This window comes from Mycobacterium sp. NGS50, assembly GCF_059812545.1.
The window spans coordinates 188,032-205,437 of record NZ_JCALCW010000003.1 but is presented as its reverse complement, the minus strand read 5'-3'; the positions used below and the strand labels follow the sequence as shown (position 1 = coordinate 205,437).

Genomic DNA, 17,406 nt, shown 5'->3' with positions numbered 1-17,406 from the left:
AGCCACCGATCCGGGACAATCCCTCGGCGATGTCCGAGGTCGGCCCGGCGAAGGAAAGCCGCACGAACTCGCCGCCGCGTGCGGGATCGAAGTCGATGCCGGGTGCGATCGCGACACCGGTGTCGTTCAACAGCTGTGCGCAGAACGACAACGAAGCCGAGGTGAAATCCGAGACGTCGGCGTAGACGTAGAACGCCCCATCGGTGGGAGCCAGGCGCCCGATCCCGATGTCGCGCAGACCATTCAGCAGCAGCGAGCGGTTCGCGCCGTAGTGTCGCAGGTTGCCGTCGGCTTCGGCGATCGACTCTGCGGTGAAAGCCGCCACCGCCGCGTACTGGGACAGCACCGGGGGGCAGATGGAGAAATTGCCGGTCAGACAGTCCACCGCCCGACGCAGCGCGGGCGGCACCAGCAGCCAACCCAGCCGCCAGCCGGTCATCGCGAAGTACTTCGAGAAGCTGTTGGCCACCACCGCGTTTCGTGATGTCTGCCAAGCGCAGCTGGTCTGCGGAGCGCCGTCGTAGACCAGCCCGTGGTACACCTCGTCGCTGATCAATCGGACCCCGCCGGCATCGCACCAGGTGGCGATCGCTGCCAGTTCCCCGGGGTCGATTACCGTTCCGGTCGGGTTCGCCGGGCTGGCCACGATCACGCCCGCCAGCGGCGGGCCCGATTCGGCCAACGCAGACAGCATCGCCGCCGTCGGCTGGAACCGCGTATCCGGGCCGCAGGGGAGTTCGACGACCTCGCAGCCCAGCGCCGACAGGATATTGCGGTAGCACGGGTAGCCGGGGCTGGCGATCGCCACCCGGTCGCCGACGTCGAAGCAGGCCAGGAACGCGAGCAGGAATCCGCCGGAGGAACCGGTGGTCACCACCACGTCATCGGCGCCGACATCCAGGTCGTAGCGAACCTGATACGACGCCGCGATGACTTCCCGGAGTTCCGGGATTCCCAGTGCCACCGTGTAACCCAGCTGATTGCGTTGCAGTGCCGCGGCGCCCGCGGCACGAACCGGTTCGGGAGCCCCGACACTGGGCTGTCCCGCCGACAGGTTCACCAGGTCGCCATGGCTGCGCTGCCGTTCGTCGGCCGCCAGCCACACGTCCATCACATGAAACGGCGGGATACCGGCGCGCAGCGCCACTGATTCGTTCATCCGGCGATCCCGAGGAACCCGAAGGGCTCGGCGGCGACGAACTCCGCGGACGTCTCGCCGGCGAACGTATGCGATTCGCCGGGGCCCAGATCCAGCTTGCGCACCGGCGCGGCTTTACCGAAGTCGAGGTTGTTCAGATCGACCCAGAACACGTTGGGGGTCAACGCGGATTCGAAGAAATAGAGCTTGCGGCCGTGGTGGGCCACGGTGCGCCACCGCGTCGAGGAGATGTTCGGTTCGTCGGGGGTGGAGATGCCGAACGGGACCGAGACGTTGCGCACCACGCTCAGCACCGAAGCGAGCGCCACCTTCGGATCCTCGGATTTCGGTATCGCGTTGACGTAGAAGGAGGCACGGGCGAACCGGTCGGCGGCGCGGTTGGTACCGGGCAGCATCACCGTGCCGCCGAGTTGGGCCCAATAGGCGTTGATGGCCAACTGAGAAGCGAAGATCGGCGAATTGGTCATCACCTGGTAGTCGCCGCTGTGGTGAATGGTTTGCCGGCCGTCGATGTATTCCACAATGGCACTGTCGCCGGTCGCGTCCGACAACGACAGATGAAGGGTGGCCAGCCGATCCTCACCGGGGACCCCGTCGGTCACCACATCGAACGGCTCGGTCCGCAGCTGTTCGACCGCGTCGGCAACGGTGGCGAAGTTGTCCAGCACATACTGTGCCCACGCCGAGATGGCCAGGCCGGGACGGGCACCGTCATATTTGGGGTATTCGGATTCGGCCAGCCACAGCAGGTTGGCCGACAACCCGGCCTCGTTCAAGCCGTCGGTGGTGCACACGTCGTAGGCGGTAGCCACCAGGCTGCCGTACTTCGCGGTCCATGCAACGGAGTTGGCCCCCGCCTGCCCGGTGCGCCGCATCCCGCGGGGCAGCACCCACAGATTGGTGGCCAGGTCCAGCTTCCAGTCCATCGACCGCCCGGTGATGATGTTCCCGTTCGGGCCGAGGTAGACCAGTCGTGTGCACATAACCCGGATTGTATCGGGGTGCTGGGGCTCAAAGGCGCTAGAGGACCTGGGCCTCCAATCGGCGCAGGTGCTCCCGTACCGGGCCCAGTAGCTGCGAACTACCGTGTGCGCGTTTGAAATACAGCTGAATGTCGCTTTCCCAGGTGATGGCGATCCCGCCGTGCAGTTGAACGGCTTCACCGGCCACGGTGGACAGCGCCTCGCTGGCGGTGATACGCGCCAGCGCCGCCGACGTCGGGGACGGGTCGGCCACCGCGTCGTCGACGACGGCGCGGGCCGATGCCACCGCGACGAACATGTCGGCCATCCGGTGCTTGAGTGCCTGGAAGCTGCCGATCGGGCGTCCGAACTGCACTCGGCTCTTGGTGTACTCGACCGTCAGATCCAGGCAACGCGCGGCCGCCCCGATCTGCTCGGCGGCCAACAGAATCGCGGCATAGTCGGCCAGGCCGGGGTCGGCCGCCAGGGGGGCGGTCTCGCCCGCGGTGACGCGTCCGAGCCGGCGGGTCGGATCCATGGTGGGCACCGGCTCAGCGGTGAACGTCGCCCACCGGGTGAGCCGGCTGCCGTCGGCGCCGATCACGATGTCGGCGATGTCGCCGTTGACCACATAGCCGGGGTCGAAGACGACCGCCCCGATCGCGGCACCTTCGGCCAACTGCTCCAGGGCCTCGGCGTCCGGTTCGTCCGCGGCCAGCAGCGCCAGCTCGGCCAGCGTCGTGCCCAGCAACGGGGTCGGTACCAGTGCCTTGCCGAGCTCTTCGAGAACCACTGCCGCGTCGGCGAGTTGACCGTCGGCCCCGCCGAACTGCTCGGGCACCACCAAGGCGGCCGCACCGACCTGTTCGCACAGCAGCCGCCACAGCGATTCGTCGAAGCCCCGATCGGAATCCATCGCCGCGCGCACCGCTTCCGGCGTCGCATGCTTTTCGACCAGCGCGGCGACGGTCTGGCGCAACAGGTCGCGTTCGTCGTTCTGGCTGGCCATTAGATCGCCTCCAACAATCGCCGGCGGTGTGTGGTCGGGTCGCCCCAGGCCGGCCGCAGCGCCTGTACCCGCAGCAGCCACAGCGACAGATCGTGCTCGGCGGTGAAGCCGATGGCACCGTGGGTTTGCAGGGCCGAATGCGCGGCCAGCAGCGCTGCGTCGGAGGCGGCCACCTTGGCGGCGCTGACATCGCGGGCAGTGTCGGCCGAATTGTCTGCCAGGGACAGCGCCGCTCCGTAGACCAGCGGGCGCGCCAACTCCAGCGCGATGTGCACGTCGGCCAGCTTGTGCTTGATCGCCTGATAGGAGCCGATCACCCGGCCGAACTGGGCGCGCTGCTTGGCGTAGTCGACCGCGATGTCCAGCATCGCCTGCCCGGCGCCGATCAATTGTGCGGCGGTGGCCAGCGAACCGAACTCAGCGGCGCGGGCGACATCCGCCGACCATCCGGTGCCGGAGGACGTGACATCGAACAGGCGGCGGGCGGGGTCGACGGACCGGTGGGCGTCGCCGCGGATGGCCTCGCTGACCTGGCCGTCGGCGGCGAGCAGCACCAGGCCGGCGGTGTCCGCGTCGACCGCGCGCGGAGCCTGCGGCGGCATCGCGACCGTTGCGATCAGCTCACCCGAGGCGAGCGCACCGGCACGTTCGTCGGCGGCCAGCAGAACCGGAGCCACCGCAATGGATTCCACCACCGGGCCCGGCACACACCAGCGGCCCAGCGATTCGATGGCCACCATCAGGTCGACCGGATGGGCGCCGATGCCGTCGTGCTCCTCGGGGACCGCCAGTGCGGTCACCCCGAGCTCGGTCAGCTGGGTCCACACCCGCAGGCCCGGCTCGGTGTCACCGGTGGCCCAGGCGCGCACCGCACCGGGCACGTCGGCGGCCGTCAGGGCCGCGTCGATGCTGGCCGCGAAGTCGCGCTGTTCTTGGTCTAGATCGAATTTCACTTCTTCTCCCGGGGCAGGCCCAGCAGCCGTTCGGCGATGATGTTGCGCTGGATTTCGTTGGTGCCGGCGTAGATCGGGCCGCCGAGTGCGAACAGGTAGCCGTCGGTCCAGGAATCGGCCAGTTCGCCGTCGGCGCCGCGCAAATCGAGCGCGGTCTGGTGCAGGGCGACGTCGAGGTCGGACCAGAACACCTTGGTGACCGAGGACTCGGCTCCCAGCTCACCGCCGGCGGCCAATCGGGTCACGGTGCCGAACGTGTGCAGCCGGTAGGCCTGGGCTTTGATCCACGCGTCGGCCACCCGATCGGTGAAGGCCGCCGCGGACTGGTGTTCGCGCCACAACGCGGCCAGCCGTTCGGCCCCCACCAGGAATCGGGCGGGACTGCGCAGCGACATGCCCCGCTCGTTGCTGGACGTGCTCATCGCCGCCCGCCAGCCCTCATTGGGGACGCCGATCACGTCTTCGTCGGGGACGAAAACGTCGTCGAGGAAGATCTCACCGAATCCGGTTTCCCCGCCGAGCTGCTCGATCGGGCGCACCGTGATGCCGTCGGCCTTGAGGTCGAACATGAAATAGGTCAGCCCGTGGTGGCGCTGCGCGGCCGGGTCCGAGCGGAACAACCCGAAGCCGCGTTCGCCGAACGGCGCGCGTGAGCTCCAGATCTTCTGGCCGTTGAGCTTCCAGCCGCCGTCGACCTTGGTTGCCGTGGACCGCAGCGACGCCAGATCGCTGCCGGACTCCGGCTCCGACCAGGCCTGCGCCCAGATCTCTTCGCCGCTGGCCATCTTCGGCAGCACCCGGTCCAGCTGCTCCTCGGTGCCGTGCGCGAACAGCGTCGGCGCCAGCATCGAGGTGCCGTTGGCGCTGGCCCGCCCGGGGGCACCGGAGCGGAAGTACTCCTCCTCGTACACCACCCACTGCAACAGGGTGGCGTCACGCCCGCCGTATTTTTTGGGCCAGGCGATCACCGACAGCCCGGCGTCGAAAAGCACCTTGTCCCAGCGCCGGTGCTGCTCGAAGCCCTCGGCGGTGTCATAGGACTTCGTCGGGAACGAGGATCTGTTCGCCGCCAGGAACTCCCGTACTTCGGCACGGAACGCCTCGGTCTCCTCGTCAAATGCCAGGTCCATCTAGGCCCACTCTCTCAACAGTGGTTTTACCACTTTGCCGCCGGGATTGCGTGGCAGCGTTTCCACAAAGGCCACCGATCGCGGTGCCTTGAAGTTCGCCAAATGCTCTCGGGTGTAGGCGATGACGCCGGCCTCGTCGAGCTGGGCGCCCGGGCGGGCGACGATGAACGCCTTGCCCACCTCGCCGAGCCGGTCATCGGGCACGCCGATCACCGCCGCGTCGGCCACGCCCTCGAGGCGCGCCAGCACCTGCTCGATCTCGGCCGGGTAGACGTTGAACCCGCCGCAGATGTACATGTCCTTGAGCCGGTCGGTGATCCGCAGGTTTCCGGCGTCGTCGAGCTGTCCCACGTCGCCGGTGTGCAGCCAGCCGTCGGCGTCGATCGCCTCGGCGGTGGCGGCGGGATCGTCGAGGTAGCCGAGCATGATGTTGGCGCTGCGCAGCAGGACCTCACCGTGGTCCCCGATACGCAGCTCGAAGTCGGCGATCGGGCGTCCGCAGGTGGTGGCGACGGTGACGGCGTCGTCGTCGGAGCGGCACATGGTGGCGAACCCGCCGGACTCGGTGAGTCCGTAGGCGGTCAGCACGATGTCGATGTCCAGTTCGGACTGCATCCGCTCGATCAGCACCACCGGCACGGTGGCCGCACCGGTGACCGCGAACCGCAACGAGCTCAGGTCGAAGCGGCCGCGGTCGGGATGATCCAGCAACGTCTGATAGATGGTGGGCGGTCCGGGCAGCACGGTGATCCGATGGGCCTCGATGGCCGCCAGCGCTCGCGGCGGATCGAAGGTCAGCTGCGGGATCATCGCGGCGCCGGTCTGCAGGCAGGCCAGGATGCCGGCTTTGTAGCCGAAGTTGTGGAAGAACGGGTTGATGCCCAGGTAACGATCCTGTGCGGTCATCTCGCCGCACGCCGCCCACGCCGCCGCCCCGGACAGCGACTGGCGATGCGCGCACAGCACACCTTTGCTGCGCCCGGTGGTGCCGGAGGTGAACAGGATGTCCGAGAGGTCGTCGGGGCGCACGGCCGCCGCGCGGGCGTCGATGTCGGCATCGGGCACCTGGGCGCCGCCGGCGATGAACTCATCCCACGTGCCGTCGTCGCTTTCGACGGGTATCCGCACCATGTGCTCAAGCGCCGGGAGCGCTTCACGGTCCAGTTCGGCGGCCCGGTCGGTGCCCAAGAACTTGCCGGAGGTGATCAGCGCGACGGTGGCGCTGCGGGCCAGGATGTCGCTGGCCTCATCGGTGGTGTAGCGGGTGTTCAACGGCACCATCACCGCGCCGGCGTATTGAATACCCAGGCAAGCGACCATCCAGTGCCAGGTGTTCGGCGACCAGAGCGCCACCCGGTCGCCGGGTGCGACACCGAGCGCGATCAGGGCAGCTGCCGCGCGGCGCACCTCCTCACGCAGGGTCGCATAGGTCAGCCGCCGATCTTCGCTGATCAGGGCATCGTGGTCGGGGAGATCGCGGGCAACCCGGTCCAGCACCGCAGGCGTAGTCTGCGGAACGGTGCGGGCCATCGACGCTCCTCTAACGGGCCCCGCGCGCCACGCGCAGCAGCGCTTGGTGACGCACATCGGCGCCGGGGCTAACAAAGCAAGTGCTTGGTAGGTTAGCCTACAAGGGTGCAAGAGGTCGAGGAGTTCCGGGCCGAGGTCCGCGCATGGCTGGCCGACAACCTGGTCGGAGAGTTCGCCAAGCTCAAGGGGCTCGGTGGGCCCGGTCGGGAGCATGAGGCATTCGATGAGCGGATGGCGTGGAACCGTCATCTCGCCGCGGCGGGCCTGACCTGCCTGGGCTGGCCCGAGGAGCACGGCGGTCGGGGCCTGTCGGTAGCCCACCGGGTGGCCTTCTACGAGGAGTACGCCCGCGCCGACGCGCCGGACAAGGTCAACCACCTGGGCGAAGAGCTGCTCGGGCCGACGCTGATCGCGTTCGGCACAGCCGAGCAGAAGCAGCGTTTCCTGCCCGGGATCCGCAATGTCACCGAGCTGTGGTGCCAGGGCTACTCCGAGCCCGGCGCCGGCAGCGACCTGGCCAACGTGGCGACCACCGCGGTGCTCGACGGCGACCAGTGGGTGATCAACGGACAGAAGGTGTGGACCTCGCTGGCGCACCTGTCGCAGTGGTGCTTCGTCGTCGCCCGCACCGAGAAGGGCTCCAAACGGCACGCCGGACTGTCGTATCTGCTGGTGCCGCTGGATCAGCCGGGGGTCCAGGTTCGCCCCATCGTGCAGCTGACCGGGACCTCGGAGTTCAACGAGGTGTTCTTCGACGATGCCCGCACCGACGCCGACCTGGTGGTCGGGGAGCCGGGTGATGGTTGGCGGGTCGCGATGGGCACGCTCACCTTCGAGCGCGGTGTGTCCACTCTGGGGCAGCAGATCCGGTACGCGCGCGAGCTTTCCGCGCTCGCGGAACTCGCCGAGCGCACCGGTGCCGCCGAAGACCCGTTGATCCGCGAGCGGCTGACCCGGGCCTGGGTGGGCCTGCGCGCAATGCGGTCATACGCGCTGGCCACCATGGACGTCGAGCAGCCCGGGCAAGACAACGTGTCAAAGCTGTTGTGGGCCAACTGGCACCGTGATCTGGGAGAGCTGGCCATGGATGTGGTCGGCAAGGCCGGTCTGGAGCTTCCCGACGGCGAGTTCGACGAGTGGCAGCGGCTGTACCTGTTCACCCGCTCGGACACCATCTACGGCGGGTCCAACGAGATCCAGCGCAATATCATCGCCGAGCGGGTGCTCGGCCTACCCCGAGAGGCGAAGGGATGAGCCTGGCACAGGCGCCGGAAGAGATTGCCGGACACGGACTTCTGAAAGGCAAAGTGGTGGTCGTGACGGCCGCCGCGGGCACCGGCATCGGGTCGACCACGGCACGGCGCGCCCTGCTCGAGGGCGCCGACGTCCTCGTCTCCGACTACCACGAGCGTCGGCTGGGGGAAACCCGTGACGAACTGGCCGCGCTGGGACTGGGCCGCGTCGAGGGTGTGGTGTGTGACGTGACCGCGACCGCCGCGGTGGACGCGCTGTTCGACGAGGCCGTGGCGAAGATGGGCCGGATCGACGTGCTGGTCAACAACGCCGGGCTGGGCGGGCAGACCCCGGTCATCGACATGACCGACGAGGAATGGGACCGGGTGCTCAACGTGACGTTGACCTCGGTGATGCGGGCGACCCGCGCGGCGCTGCGCTATTTCCGCGGTGTCGAGCACGGTGGCGTGATCGTCAACAACGCCAGCGTGTTGGGCTGGCGGGCGCAGCACTCGCAGTCGCACTATGCCGCGGCCAAGGCCGGCGTGATGGCCCTGACCCGCTGCAGCGCCATCGAGGCCGTCGAGTACGGGGTGCGGATCAACGCCGTGTCGCCCAGCATCGCCCGGCACAAGTTCTTGGAGAAGACCAGCTCGTCAGAGCTGCTGGACCGTCTTGCCGAGGGCGAGGCGTTCGGCCGGGCCGCCGAGCCGTGGGAGATCGCCTCCACGATCGCGTTCCTGGCCAGCGACTACTCCAGCTACCTGACCGGTGAAGTGATCTCGGTTTCCAGCCAGCACCCCTGATCCGCTTCGGGCGATGACTATTCCGATTGGCGCTGCCCAGCGCTGACCGGCACCCTTATGCTGAATCCACGCTGTTTGCGCTGACGTCGTCCGGACCTCCGGGCTACCGGATCAGGAGGTGCTCGGTGAGCTACGGCGGCTACGGCCCGGGCGGCCCGTACAACAATCCCTACGGCCAGCGTCCGCCGTCCTATCCACCGCAGGGGTACCCTCAGCCACCCGGCGGCTACGGGCAGCCACCGCGCGGGTACGGCCCACCGCCGGGCTACGGCCCACCGCCGCAGCACCCATACCCGTCGGCACCGCCCCCGCAAAAGCCCGGGCGCGGCCGCGGCGCCTTGGTGGCGATGCTGATTGTCGGGCTGGTTCTGTTGGTCGCGGTGATCGGCATCGCCTGGAAGGTGGCCGGCAACGGCAAAGACGGTGACACAACCGCCGTGTCGAGCACCCCGACGTCCCGGGCCGGAGCGCACACGCACACCGTCAGCCCCGAGCCCAGCCGTCCCCGCAGCAAAACCACCGCCCCGACCACCCCCTCCAGCGAGCCCTCCGGGTCGCCGCAGCCCCGTACCACCACCACCGTTGACGCGCTGAAAACCGGTGACTGCGTTGAGATTAAAGAAGAATCACCCGACCCGAACAACCCCGATACCACCAACGTCACGATCTACAAGGTCGGCTGCGAAAGCCGCGACGGAGTGTATGAAGTGCTGCAGGTTGTGCAGGCCGAGAATGACTGCCCGGACACCACCGAATCGGTGCTCTACAACGGCCAGGAAACCGTCTTTGCCTGCATGCGCGGCTACTCGTGATTTCTTGACGCCGAGATCGCATTCAGGTACGGCCGTACTCCTGCATTTCGTCCCGCTCAGTTGAACATGAACGGGCTCAGGAACTTCGTCATCCGACGCAGGTAGGCGGGCTGGCTGACATGCAGGATGTGGTTACCGGGGAACCAGTGCAGCGCGCAGTGATCCCAGTGTTCCCAAAGCATCTCGGATTGTTCCGGTGGGGCCAGCCGGTCTCCGAGGCCGGTGATGATCAGCCTTCGGTCCTTGGCCACCAGCGGCGCGTAGTTCAGCGGAGAGTGGTAGAGCGCCGCGGCGGCGAAGTCGTCGCGGTTGATCTTGCCGAGCCGCTGGCCGAGTGCGAACAGTTTGTTCGCGGGAAACCAGTCTTCCATCTCCGCTTCGACCGATACCACCGGCACGTTCGGGATCACCGCTTGTAGCCGGGGCTCCACGGCTGCCAACAACGCAGACGTGTAGCCACCCAACGACATTCCAGTCAGTGCGATCTTCTCGACGCCGGTGTACTCCAGATAGTCGACCACCGAGCGGAAGTCGTGCACCGCCTGCGCCATGGTCTCGGCAAAACCCGACATGCCATGCGAGAAATAACCGTAGCCGCTGAACGGCGAATTCCGCTCAGCCCGCTGACCGTGAAACGGCAACGTGTACAACAACACGTCGTATCCGGAGCGGTAGAACCACGGCAGTGAGAAGAACAAGCCGTTGAACAGATACGGCGAGCCCATGAAGCCGTGAATGACGCACAGCGTCGGGCGGGGCCCGTCGTCGTGGCGCCAATGCTGTGCGCGCACGGTGTTGTTGCGGGACAACCCACTCCACATCTTCCGCATCGCCGGATTGATCGCCTCGAAGCTGCTGGTGAACGAGATGTTGTGCACGTTGCCGCGCGCGATCCACTCCGCAAACGGGTTCGCCAGCCGGGAAGAGACGCGGGGCGGCTCGGTCGGCGCGGGGAACGACACGTTCGGGTCCTGCCGGGATGCCAGTTCCGCGTAGAAGCCGAGGCTGTCGCGCTCGGTGGTGGCGCGCTTGCCGCCCGCCGCGGCGACCAAAACCGGCGGCACCATTGCCACACCGACCAGCGACGCGACCGCGGTGCGCAACCCGATATCGGCGATGGCCGAGGTATCGACGATCAAACGTTGCCGCAGCGACAGGGCCGAACGCGCTGGCAATCCCTCTGAACCGGCATCGGCGCCGGGGACGTCGGGAACGGGGATAGGTGGATCGATCGGGGCGGCGTCTGACGTCATTGTCGGCAGCCTTTCTCTGCAGGGGACCCCCGGATGCTAACCCGCCGGGACCGGCCGCGCGGGCGCTCTGCATTACGCGCATCCGCACTATTGACTATTTACGTTCCACAGCGTAACGATAACGGGCGTGAATCGCAGCGGGTCGGCTGAAGCGGCGGCGGAGCCCGCTCGCGGCCGCCCGCGCGACCCCCGAACCCAACGCGACATCATGGCGGCGACCCGTCGACTGCTGGCCAGCGACGGCTATGACCAGGTCTCGATCGAGGCCATTGCCCGTGAGGCCAATGTCAGCCGCCCCACCGTGTATCGGCGCTGGCCATCGAAGACCCACCTGGTCTTCGATGCGGTCTTCGACTCCGCCGAGGTCGGTGACGTGCTGACCAGCTCGGGCGATTTCGAGGCCGATCTGCACCGTTTCGTCACCGGTGTGTTCGAGTTCTGGCGCGAGCCGGTGGTCGCCGCCGCGACGCTGGGCATCCTGGCTGATCGCCATCGCGACCCCGAACTGGCTATCCGTACCCAGCAGCTGCTCGACGTGAAGACCCGCACCGCGTTCAGCGAGCTGATCCGTGCCGGCATCGACCAAGGCGTGCTGGATGCCGACGTTGACATCGAAATGGCCTACGACGTGCTGGTGGGCACCAGCTTCTACGTCGTCCAAGTCCTGACACCCGACGCCATCGACGGCGTCGTCAATCGGCTCTGCGCCTTGCTGCTGCAGGGGACCCAACGGAAGGAACAGCGATGAGTGACGAACTATCCGCAGCGTTCGGTGACCTGCTGGAGGAGGTCCGTGCCGTCGAGCAACGACTCCTAGGGGCCAACCCGCCGCTGGATGAGGCCGATCTCCTCGACGGATATCGGTGGGCGTTCAGCCTGTTTCGGGTCGCTGTCGACGCCTACGTCTGGGGCGACGCGGACAAGCCGATCCTCGTCGACGTCATCGGCCCCTACATCAAGTGGGGCGGCGACAACTCCGACGCCTTCTATCAGCTGGCGCCGATCGACCCGAGCCGCAGCTACCGTGTCACCGGAAACCGCGGCGACTCCGTCTACCTGTCGATGACCGTCTACGGCGGCCCCGACGACGGCCGGTACAGCGACCGCATCATCGACACGATCAACGATCGCGATCTCAAGTGCGACGCCGACGGGAACTTCGAGTTCGTCATCAGTGCCAAAGAGCAGCAGGGCAACTGGCTCAAGCTGGACTCCGACGCCGTCTTCATCCTGACCCGCGACTACCTCACCGAACCGGGCACGGACCGGCGGGTGCAATGGAAGATCGAAGCGCTCGACGAGACCCCACGCCGCCCCGACAGTCGCGCAGACCTGAGCCGACGGATGCGCGCTGCGCGGACGTGGATTCGCGAGCAGGCCGCCATGGCACCGATCCGGCTGGACCCGCCCAACGATCTCCAGGAGCCCTACCCGGTGCCGAGCCGAACCGTCGGATGGGCCGCCGGCGACGCCGCCTACTCGATGGGTGCCTACCAGCTACAGCCGGGTCAGGCCCTGGTTATCGAGGGCACCTCACCGGAGTGCGTGTTCTGGAATCTGTGCCTGTGGAACCCGTTCCTGCACACCTACGACTACACCCGGGAACGGGTCACCATCAACGGAGCACAGGTCAGCTATGAGCCCGACGGCTCGTGGCGGATCGTGGTCAGCGACACCGACCCCGGACATCCGAACTGGGTGTCGACCGCGGGCCGTTCCAAAGGCCTGATGTGGCTGCGCTGGTTCCTTCCCGAGTCGACCCCCGAGCGTCCCCGCTGCCGCCTCGTGGACATCGCGGAGTTGAACTCGTGAGCGCATCGACCACGCGGCCGGCGCCGATCCGGCTGGACGACCTCGCCGACCCGGTCTATCCCGAGGCCGCCACCCCGATCCGCGAGGGGCTGGCCGGCTACGGCGCCACGCTGCAGCTGACGCCGGACGCGTTGATGCAGACCGCAGTCGAGCGAACCGGCTTGGACAACTGGGGCGACAACGGGTTTCGGGAACGCCTCGAGGTGCTGTGCGCGTCGTTGGGCGCCGACGCCGACCTGTCCGATATCGGCACCGCGATGGCATTCGAGCAACTGGTAGGACATCTGGTCAACCGGCTTCGGCTGGAGGATCTGATCGCCGCGCATCCAGAGATCGAAGACGCGCCGATCGAGCGTCCGATCATCATCTGTGGTCTGCCGCGCACCGGAACCACCCACCTGCACAACCTGATCGCCGCCGACCCGGCCATCCGCTACCTACCGTACTGGGAGAGTCTGGAGCCGGTCGCCACCCCCGGCGAAGCCGATCCGCAGGCCAGGCGTGACCGCTGTGCCACCGGGCTGGACATGATCAACATCTCGATGCCCGAATTCAAGCGCATGCACGACATGACCGTCGACCACGCGCACGAGGAAATCCAGCTGCTGGGCAACGACATCTCCGGGATGCTGTTCGAAAGCACCTACTACCTGCCGACTTTCGCCGCACACTACAAGGCCCATGACCAGTTGCCGTCCTACGCCTACATGAAGCGGACCCTGCAGGCACTGCAATGGCTGCGCCCCGGTGAGTCCGGAACACGCTGGGTGCTCAAATCACCGCAACACCTCGAGCAGTTCCCCGCCTTGTATGCCACCTTCCCCGACGCTACCTTCGTTGTCACCCACCGGGATCCTGTCGAGGTGACGCAGTCGATGGCGACCATGATCAGCTACTCGGCACGGATGGCTTGCGCCCGCCCCGACCCGGTCAAGATCTCGGCGTATTGGTTCGACCGCGCCAACGACCTGCTCGCCGGGTGCATGCGGGACCGCGACGTACTGCCGGCGGCACAGTCCATCGATGTGCGGTTCGAGGACTTCATGGCCGACGAACAAGGCACCGTCGCGCGCATCTACGACCTCGCCGGTCAAACGTACGACGAGCGTGCACAACAGGCGATGGCCCAGTTCTGCACCGACCACCCCCGCGGCCGCTACGGCGCGGTGGATTACCAACCGGCTGACTTGGGACTCAACCCCACCGAGGTCGCCGACCGCCTACGCGACTACCGAAACCGTTTCGTCGCAGACTAATTGGAGGAATCATGAACCAACCAATCACCGCTGACGCGTGGGTTGCCACCGAACTGGGAGACCCGGCCAAGGTGCTGGCTCGCCAGAGTGTGGACGTCCGGGCGCCCGGGCCAGGCGAGATCCGGGTCGCCGTGCGCGCGTTCTGCCTCAACTTCAACGACATCGACATCATCCAGGGCCGCTACACCACCATGCCGTTGCAGCCGCCGTTCGTGCCGGGCATGGAGACGGTCGGGGTGGTGGAGAGTGCCGGACAGGGCGCCGAACACCTCGTGGGCCGGCGCATCGTCGGCATTCCGGTGATGGCGTTCGGCGGGTATGCGTCCTACGCGATCGTGGACGCGGCGACCGCGCTGGATCTGCCGGACTGGGTCAGCGACATCGACGGTGCGGCCCTGCACTACCCGTTCCATCTGGGCTGGTTCGCGCTGCGCGAGCGCGGCCGGCTGCAGCCCGGGGAGACGCTGTTGGTCCACGCCGCCGCCGGTGGCACCGGCTCGGGTGCGTTGGTGCTCGGTAAAGCGCTGGGCGCACGGGTGATCGCCACCGCCGGCAGCGACGAGAAGGTGGAATTCTGCAAGGAACTCGGCGCCGACCACGCGATCAACTACCGCAACGGCGACTGGGTTGAGCAGGTCGTGGAGCTGACCTACGGCCGCGGCGTCGACGTCGCGTTCGACGCGGTCGGCGGCGACGTGGCGGTGCAGACGTTCCGCTGCATGGGCCTGGGCGGCCGGTACCTGATGGCGGGTTTCGCCCAGGACATCGCCTTGGAGGACGGCGACTACCTGTCGCCGCGGCCGATCGCCTACAGCAACTTCGACGTTTGCGGGGTATGCCTGGTCTACGTCAACGACCCGGTCGCCATCCGCCGCACCCTGGGCTTCAACTGGCCGGCCCGCTCCGAGGGACTCGACGCCCACGCGAAGATCCTGGAGATGCTGCGCACCGGGGCGATTCGCACCGTCGTCGGCGCCGAGGTGGGATGGGCGGATCTGCCGCAGGCCCTGGAGCGTATGGCATCTCGGCAGACCACCGGCCGTCTGGTGGTCAGTACCGGGGCGCACTGACCCCCGTCGGCGCATAGCTTCAGTTGTCCACAGCTAGATCTCGCCAGGCTGCGACATTCGAACATTTGTTCTATACTGATGCTATGTTCGAGCGGCTCTGGAAAGCGACTCCGGACACAGCTGCGGCGGTGGACCGGATTTGTGAGGCCGCGCGCGCCGAGAACCAGGCTGCTGGCGCGCGACTGGCCGCGGTCAGCGAGCTCGACGTGTTGCGGATGCGTGAGCACGAACAGATCGCCGAGCGTGAATGGTGGTCGGTGGACACCTATGTGGCGGTCTCGGCGGAGGTAGCTGCGGCTTTGTCGATCAGTGAGGCATTGGCGTCGAGCTACCTGCATTACGCGCGTGCGATGCGGACCCGGCTGCCGAAGGTCGGCGAGCTTTTGTTGGCCGGCGACATCGGCTACCTGGTGTTCCAGTCGATCGTGTATCGCACCGACTTGATCAACGACCCCGACGTCATGTCCGTCGTGGACGCCGAGTTGGCAGCCAAAGTGGCGCGCTGGCCGTCGATGACGCGCAGCCGGCTCAATGGCTGCATCGATCGCATCGTGGCCCGCCGGGACCGTGACGCCGTGCGTCGCCGCCGCGAAACCCAGGCGAATCGAGAGCTGACGATCTGGGATTCGGGTAACGGGCTAGCTGAAGTGTTCGGCCGGCTGGTCACCACCGATGGGCAGGCCCTCGATGCGCGGCTGGAGGCGCTGGCGTCCACGGTGTGCCCCGATGACCCGCGCACCCGCAACGAGCGCCGCGCCGACGCGATGGGCGCACTGGCGGTCGGGGCCGAGCGGCTGTCGTGTCGCTGCGGGCGTTCGGATTGCCCGGCTGGCGCCAAGCCTGCGCCGGGGCCGGTGGTCCTTCACCTGATCGCCGAACAAGCCAGCCTGACCGGTGATTCCACGAACCCGGGGGCGCTGATCGGCTCGGACGCCCTGATACCCGCCGAACTGCTTGCCGAACTGGCCGAGACGGCCAAACTCTGTCCGCTAATAGTGCCCGCCGACGCCGCGCCCGAACCCGGTCGTTTCCCCTCGAAAGCGTTGGCGGATTTCGTACGGTGCCGTGACCTGACGTGTCGGTGGCCGGGCTGTGACGAACCGGCCACCCAGTGCGACATCGATCACACGATCCCCTTCGAGCAGGGCGGCCCCACGCATGCGTCGAACCTGAAATGTCTATGTCGCCGCCATCATTTGATCAAAACCTTCCTGGGATGGGACGACCGCCAACTGCCCGACGGAACCGTCATCTGGACCGCGCCGACCGGGCATCTCTACGTCACCACCCCGGGCAGCGCGCTGCTGTTCCCAGCGCTGATGACACCTACTGGCGAGGTCCACCACCACCGCTGCACCATCACACGTCGCGACCGCCTGGCCAACATGCCCCGACGCCGTCGCACCCGCGCCCAAAACCGCGCCAACTACATCTCCACCGAACGCCGCCTCAACCGCCTCATCCGCGAACACCGCAAAGCCACCGTCACCACCGGGCCCGCACCACCACACGGCACCGGCAACGACGACCCGCCGCCCTTCTAAAGCCGAAACAGCCGCGCCGCGTTGTCGTGCAGTACGCCACGTAGCCAGTCGTCGTCGACGCCGGGCAGTTCGGTGATCGCGGTGAGCGCGTCGCGATAGCCGTAGGGAATGTTCGGGAAGTCGCTGCCGAACAGGATGCGGTCGCCCAGCTCCCGCAGCCGGTGCTGTTCCTCCGGCGGATACGGCATGGTCTCCTCGGTGAACGGCGTGAACGCCATGGTGGTGTCCAGCCGCACCTCGGCATGCGTCTCGCAGATGTCCAGAAACGCCGCGTATTCGGGCATGCCCATATGCGCGATGATCAATGCCAACCGGGGATGCCGGACCAGCAACTGACGGACCGGATCGGGTCCGGTGTGCTCACCGGGCACCGGACCGGAGCCGCAGTGGATGACGACGGGGATGCCGGCGTCTTCGATCGACCCCCAGACCTGGTCCAGCAGGGGATCATTCACGTCGAATCTGCCTACCTGGATGTGCACCTTGAAGACGCGGGCACCGTCGCGGATCGACGCCGCGACGTAGTCGTGCGCGTCCGGCTCTGGGTAGAAGGTGGCCGTCGCCAGACAATCCGGTGTGGTGCGGGCGAATTCGGTGGACCACTGATTCAACCAGGCTGCCATCTGTGGCTTGTGTGGGTACACCAGCGAGGTGAACGCTCGCACCCCGAAGTCGCGCAGCATCTCGATCCGGCTGCGTTCCTCGCTGCGATACTGGATCGGCCACGGCCGCCCGATCAGCGGGCCCTGAGCGTCAAAGTACTTCCACACCTTGTCCATGACCGATTTCGGCATGAAATGGGTGTGCACATCGACCAAGCCCGGAAGGCCCAACCCGGACCAGATCTGGCGGATGGACTCAGCCTCATCGCCCATCG

Annotated in this window: 16 protein-coding genes; 8 read left to right on the top strand and 8 right to left on the bottom strand. The window is 67.2% G+C overall.

What is annotated here, in order from left to right:
• The 6 genes from AC5Y36_RS04020 to fadD3 all read right to left on the bottom strand — a co-directional run.
• Positions 1–1,159 (bottom strand): pyridoxal phosphate-dependent aminotransferase (locus tag AC5Y36_RS04020; RefSeq protein WP_500039555.1); only part of this gene is annotated, 1,159 nt, incomplete at its 3' end.
• Entirely contained in the window at positions 1,156–2,142 is a 987-nt protein-coding gene (locus AC5Y36_RS04015; RefSeq protein WP_500039554.1) for a linear amide C-N hydrolase, read from the bottom strand. The genes AC5Y36_RS04015 and AC5Y36_RS04020, both read right to left, overlap by 4 nt.
• A 37-nt stretch (positions 2,143–2,179) precedes the next feature.
• Positions 2,180–3,130 carry an acyl-CoA dehydrogenase IpdE2 gene (gene ipdE2, locus AC5Y36_RS04010; RefSeq protein ID WP_500039553.1) on the bottom strand — a complete coding sequence of 317 codons (951 nt, stop codon included), beginning with the start codon at positions 3,128–3,130 and terminating at the stop codon, positions 2,180–2,182.
• Complete coding sequence (locus AC5Y36_RS04005; RefSeq protein ID WP_500039552.1) at positions 3,130–4,083, bottom strand: acyl-CoA dehydrogenase family protein; 954 nt, start codon at positions 4,081–4,083, stop codon at positions 3,130–3,132. The genes ipdE2 and AC5Y36_RS04005 overlap by 1 nt, the downstream gene beginning before the upstream one ends.
• Entirely contained in the window at positions 4,080–5,213 is a 1,134-nt protein-coding gene (locus AC5Y36_RS04000) for an acyl-CoA dehydrogenase family protein (RefSeq protein ID WP_500039551.1), read from the bottom strand. Before AC5Y36_RS04000 ends, AC5Y36_RS04005 begins: the two co-directional genes overlap by 4 nt.
• Complete coding sequence (gene fadD3 / locus AC5Y36_RS03995) at positions 5,214–6,743, bottom strand: 3-((3aS,4S,7aS)-7a-methyl-1,5-dioxo-octahydro-1H-inden-4-yl)propanoate--CoA ligase FadD3 (RefSeq protein WP_500039550.1); 1,530 nt, start codon at positions 6,741–6,743, stop codon at positions 5,214–5,216.
• A gap of 105 nt (positions 6,744–6,848) precedes the next feature.
• Here fadD3 and ipdE1 point away from each other — a divergent pair, with 105 nt between their 5' ends.
• From ipdE1 to AC5Y36_RS03980, 3 genes are all read left to right on the top strand, one after another.
• Positions 6,849–7,997 carry an acyl-CoA dehydrogenase IpdE1 gene (gene ipdE1, locus AC5Y36_RS03990; protein ID WP_500039549.1) on the top strand — a complete coding sequence of 383 codons (1,149 nt, stop codon included), beginning with the start codon at positions 6,849–6,851 and terminating at the stop codon, positions 7,995–7,997.
• On the top strand, positions 7,994–8,782 hold the full coding sequence (ipdF, locus tag AC5Y36_RS03985) for a (5R,7aS)-5-hydroxy-7a-methyl-1-oxo-2,3,5,6,7,7a-hexahydro-1H-indene-carboxyl-CoA reductase (RefSeq protein WP_500039548.1): 789 nt from the start codon (positions 7,994–7,996) through the stop codon (positions 8,780–8,782). The genes ipdE1 and ipdF overlap by 4 nt, the downstream gene beginning before the upstream one ends.
• 125 nt (positions 8,783–8,907) lie before the next feature.
• Complete coding sequence (locus tag AC5Y36_RS03980; protein ID WP_500039547.1) at positions 8,908–9,594, top strand: hypothetical protein; 687 nt, start codon at positions 8,908–8,910, stop codon at positions 9,592–9,594.
• A gap of 56 nt (positions 9,595–9,650) precedes the next feature.
• On the opposite strand, the gene AC5Y36_RS03975 is transcribed toward AC5Y36_RS03980, so the two are convergent.
• The gene (locus tag AC5Y36_RS03975) at positions 9,651–10,847 is read right to left on the bottom strand and encodes an alpha/beta hydrolase family protein (RefSeq protein ID WP_500039546.1); all 1,197 of its coding nucleotides are present in this window, start codon (positions 10,845–10,847) and stop codon (positions 9,651–9,653) included.
• A 208-nt stretch (positions 10,848–11,055) separates the two neighbouring features.
• Here AC5Y36_RS03975 and AC5Y36_RS03970 point away from each other — a divergent pair, with 208 nt between their 5' ends.
• The 5 genes from AC5Y36_RS03970 to AC5Y36_RS03950 all read left to right on the top strand — a co-directional run bounded on the left by AC5Y36_RS03970 (position 11,056) and on the right by AC5Y36_RS03950 (position 16,529).
• The gene (locus AC5Y36_RS03970; RefSeq protein ID WP_500039545.1) at positions 11,056–11,595 is read left to right on the top strand and encodes a TetR/AcrR family transcriptional regulator; all 540 of its coding nucleotides are present in this window, start codon (positions 11,056–11,058) and stop codon (positions 11,593–11,595) included.
• On the top strand, positions 11,592–12,659 hold the full coding sequence (locus tag AC5Y36_RS03965) for a DUF1214 domain-containing protein (RefSeq protein WP_500039544.1): 1,068 nt from the start codon (positions 11,592–11,594) through the stop codon (positions 12,657–12,659). Before AC5Y36_RS03970 ends, AC5Y36_RS03965 begins: the two co-directional genes overlap by 4 nt.
• Complete coding sequence (locus AC5Y36_RS03960; RefSeq protein WP_500039543.1) at positions 12,656–13,915, top strand: sulfotransferase family protein; 1,260 nt, start codon at positions 12,656–12,658, stop codon at positions 13,913–13,915. Before AC5Y36_RS03965 ends, AC5Y36_RS03960 begins: the two co-directional genes overlap by 4 nt.
• A gap of 11 nt (positions 13,916–13,926) precedes the next feature.
• Entirely contained in the window at positions 13,927–14,985 is a 1,059-nt protein-coding gene (locus AC5Y36_RS03955; protein ID WP_500039542.1) for an NADPH:quinone oxidoreductase family protein, read from the top strand.
• Positions 14,986–15,068: 83 nt separating this feature from the next.
• On the top strand, positions 15,069–16,529 hold the full coding sequence (locus tag AC5Y36_RS03950) for an HNH endonuclease signature motif containing protein (protein WP_500039541.1): 1,461 nt from the start codon (positions 15,069–15,071) through the stop codon (positions 16,527–16,529).
• Here the strand turns inward: AC5Y36_RS03950 and AC5Y36_RS03945 are convergent.
• On the bottom strand, positions 16,526–17,404 hold the full coding sequence (locus AC5Y36_RS03945) for an amidohydrolase family protein (RefSeq protein ID WP_500039571.1): 879 nt from the start codon (positions 17,402–17,404) through the stop codon (positions 16,526–16,528). The genes AC5Y36_RS03950 and AC5Y36_RS03945 overlap by 4 nt on opposite strands.
• Between the last annotated feature and the right edge of the window lie 2 nt (positions 17,405–17,406).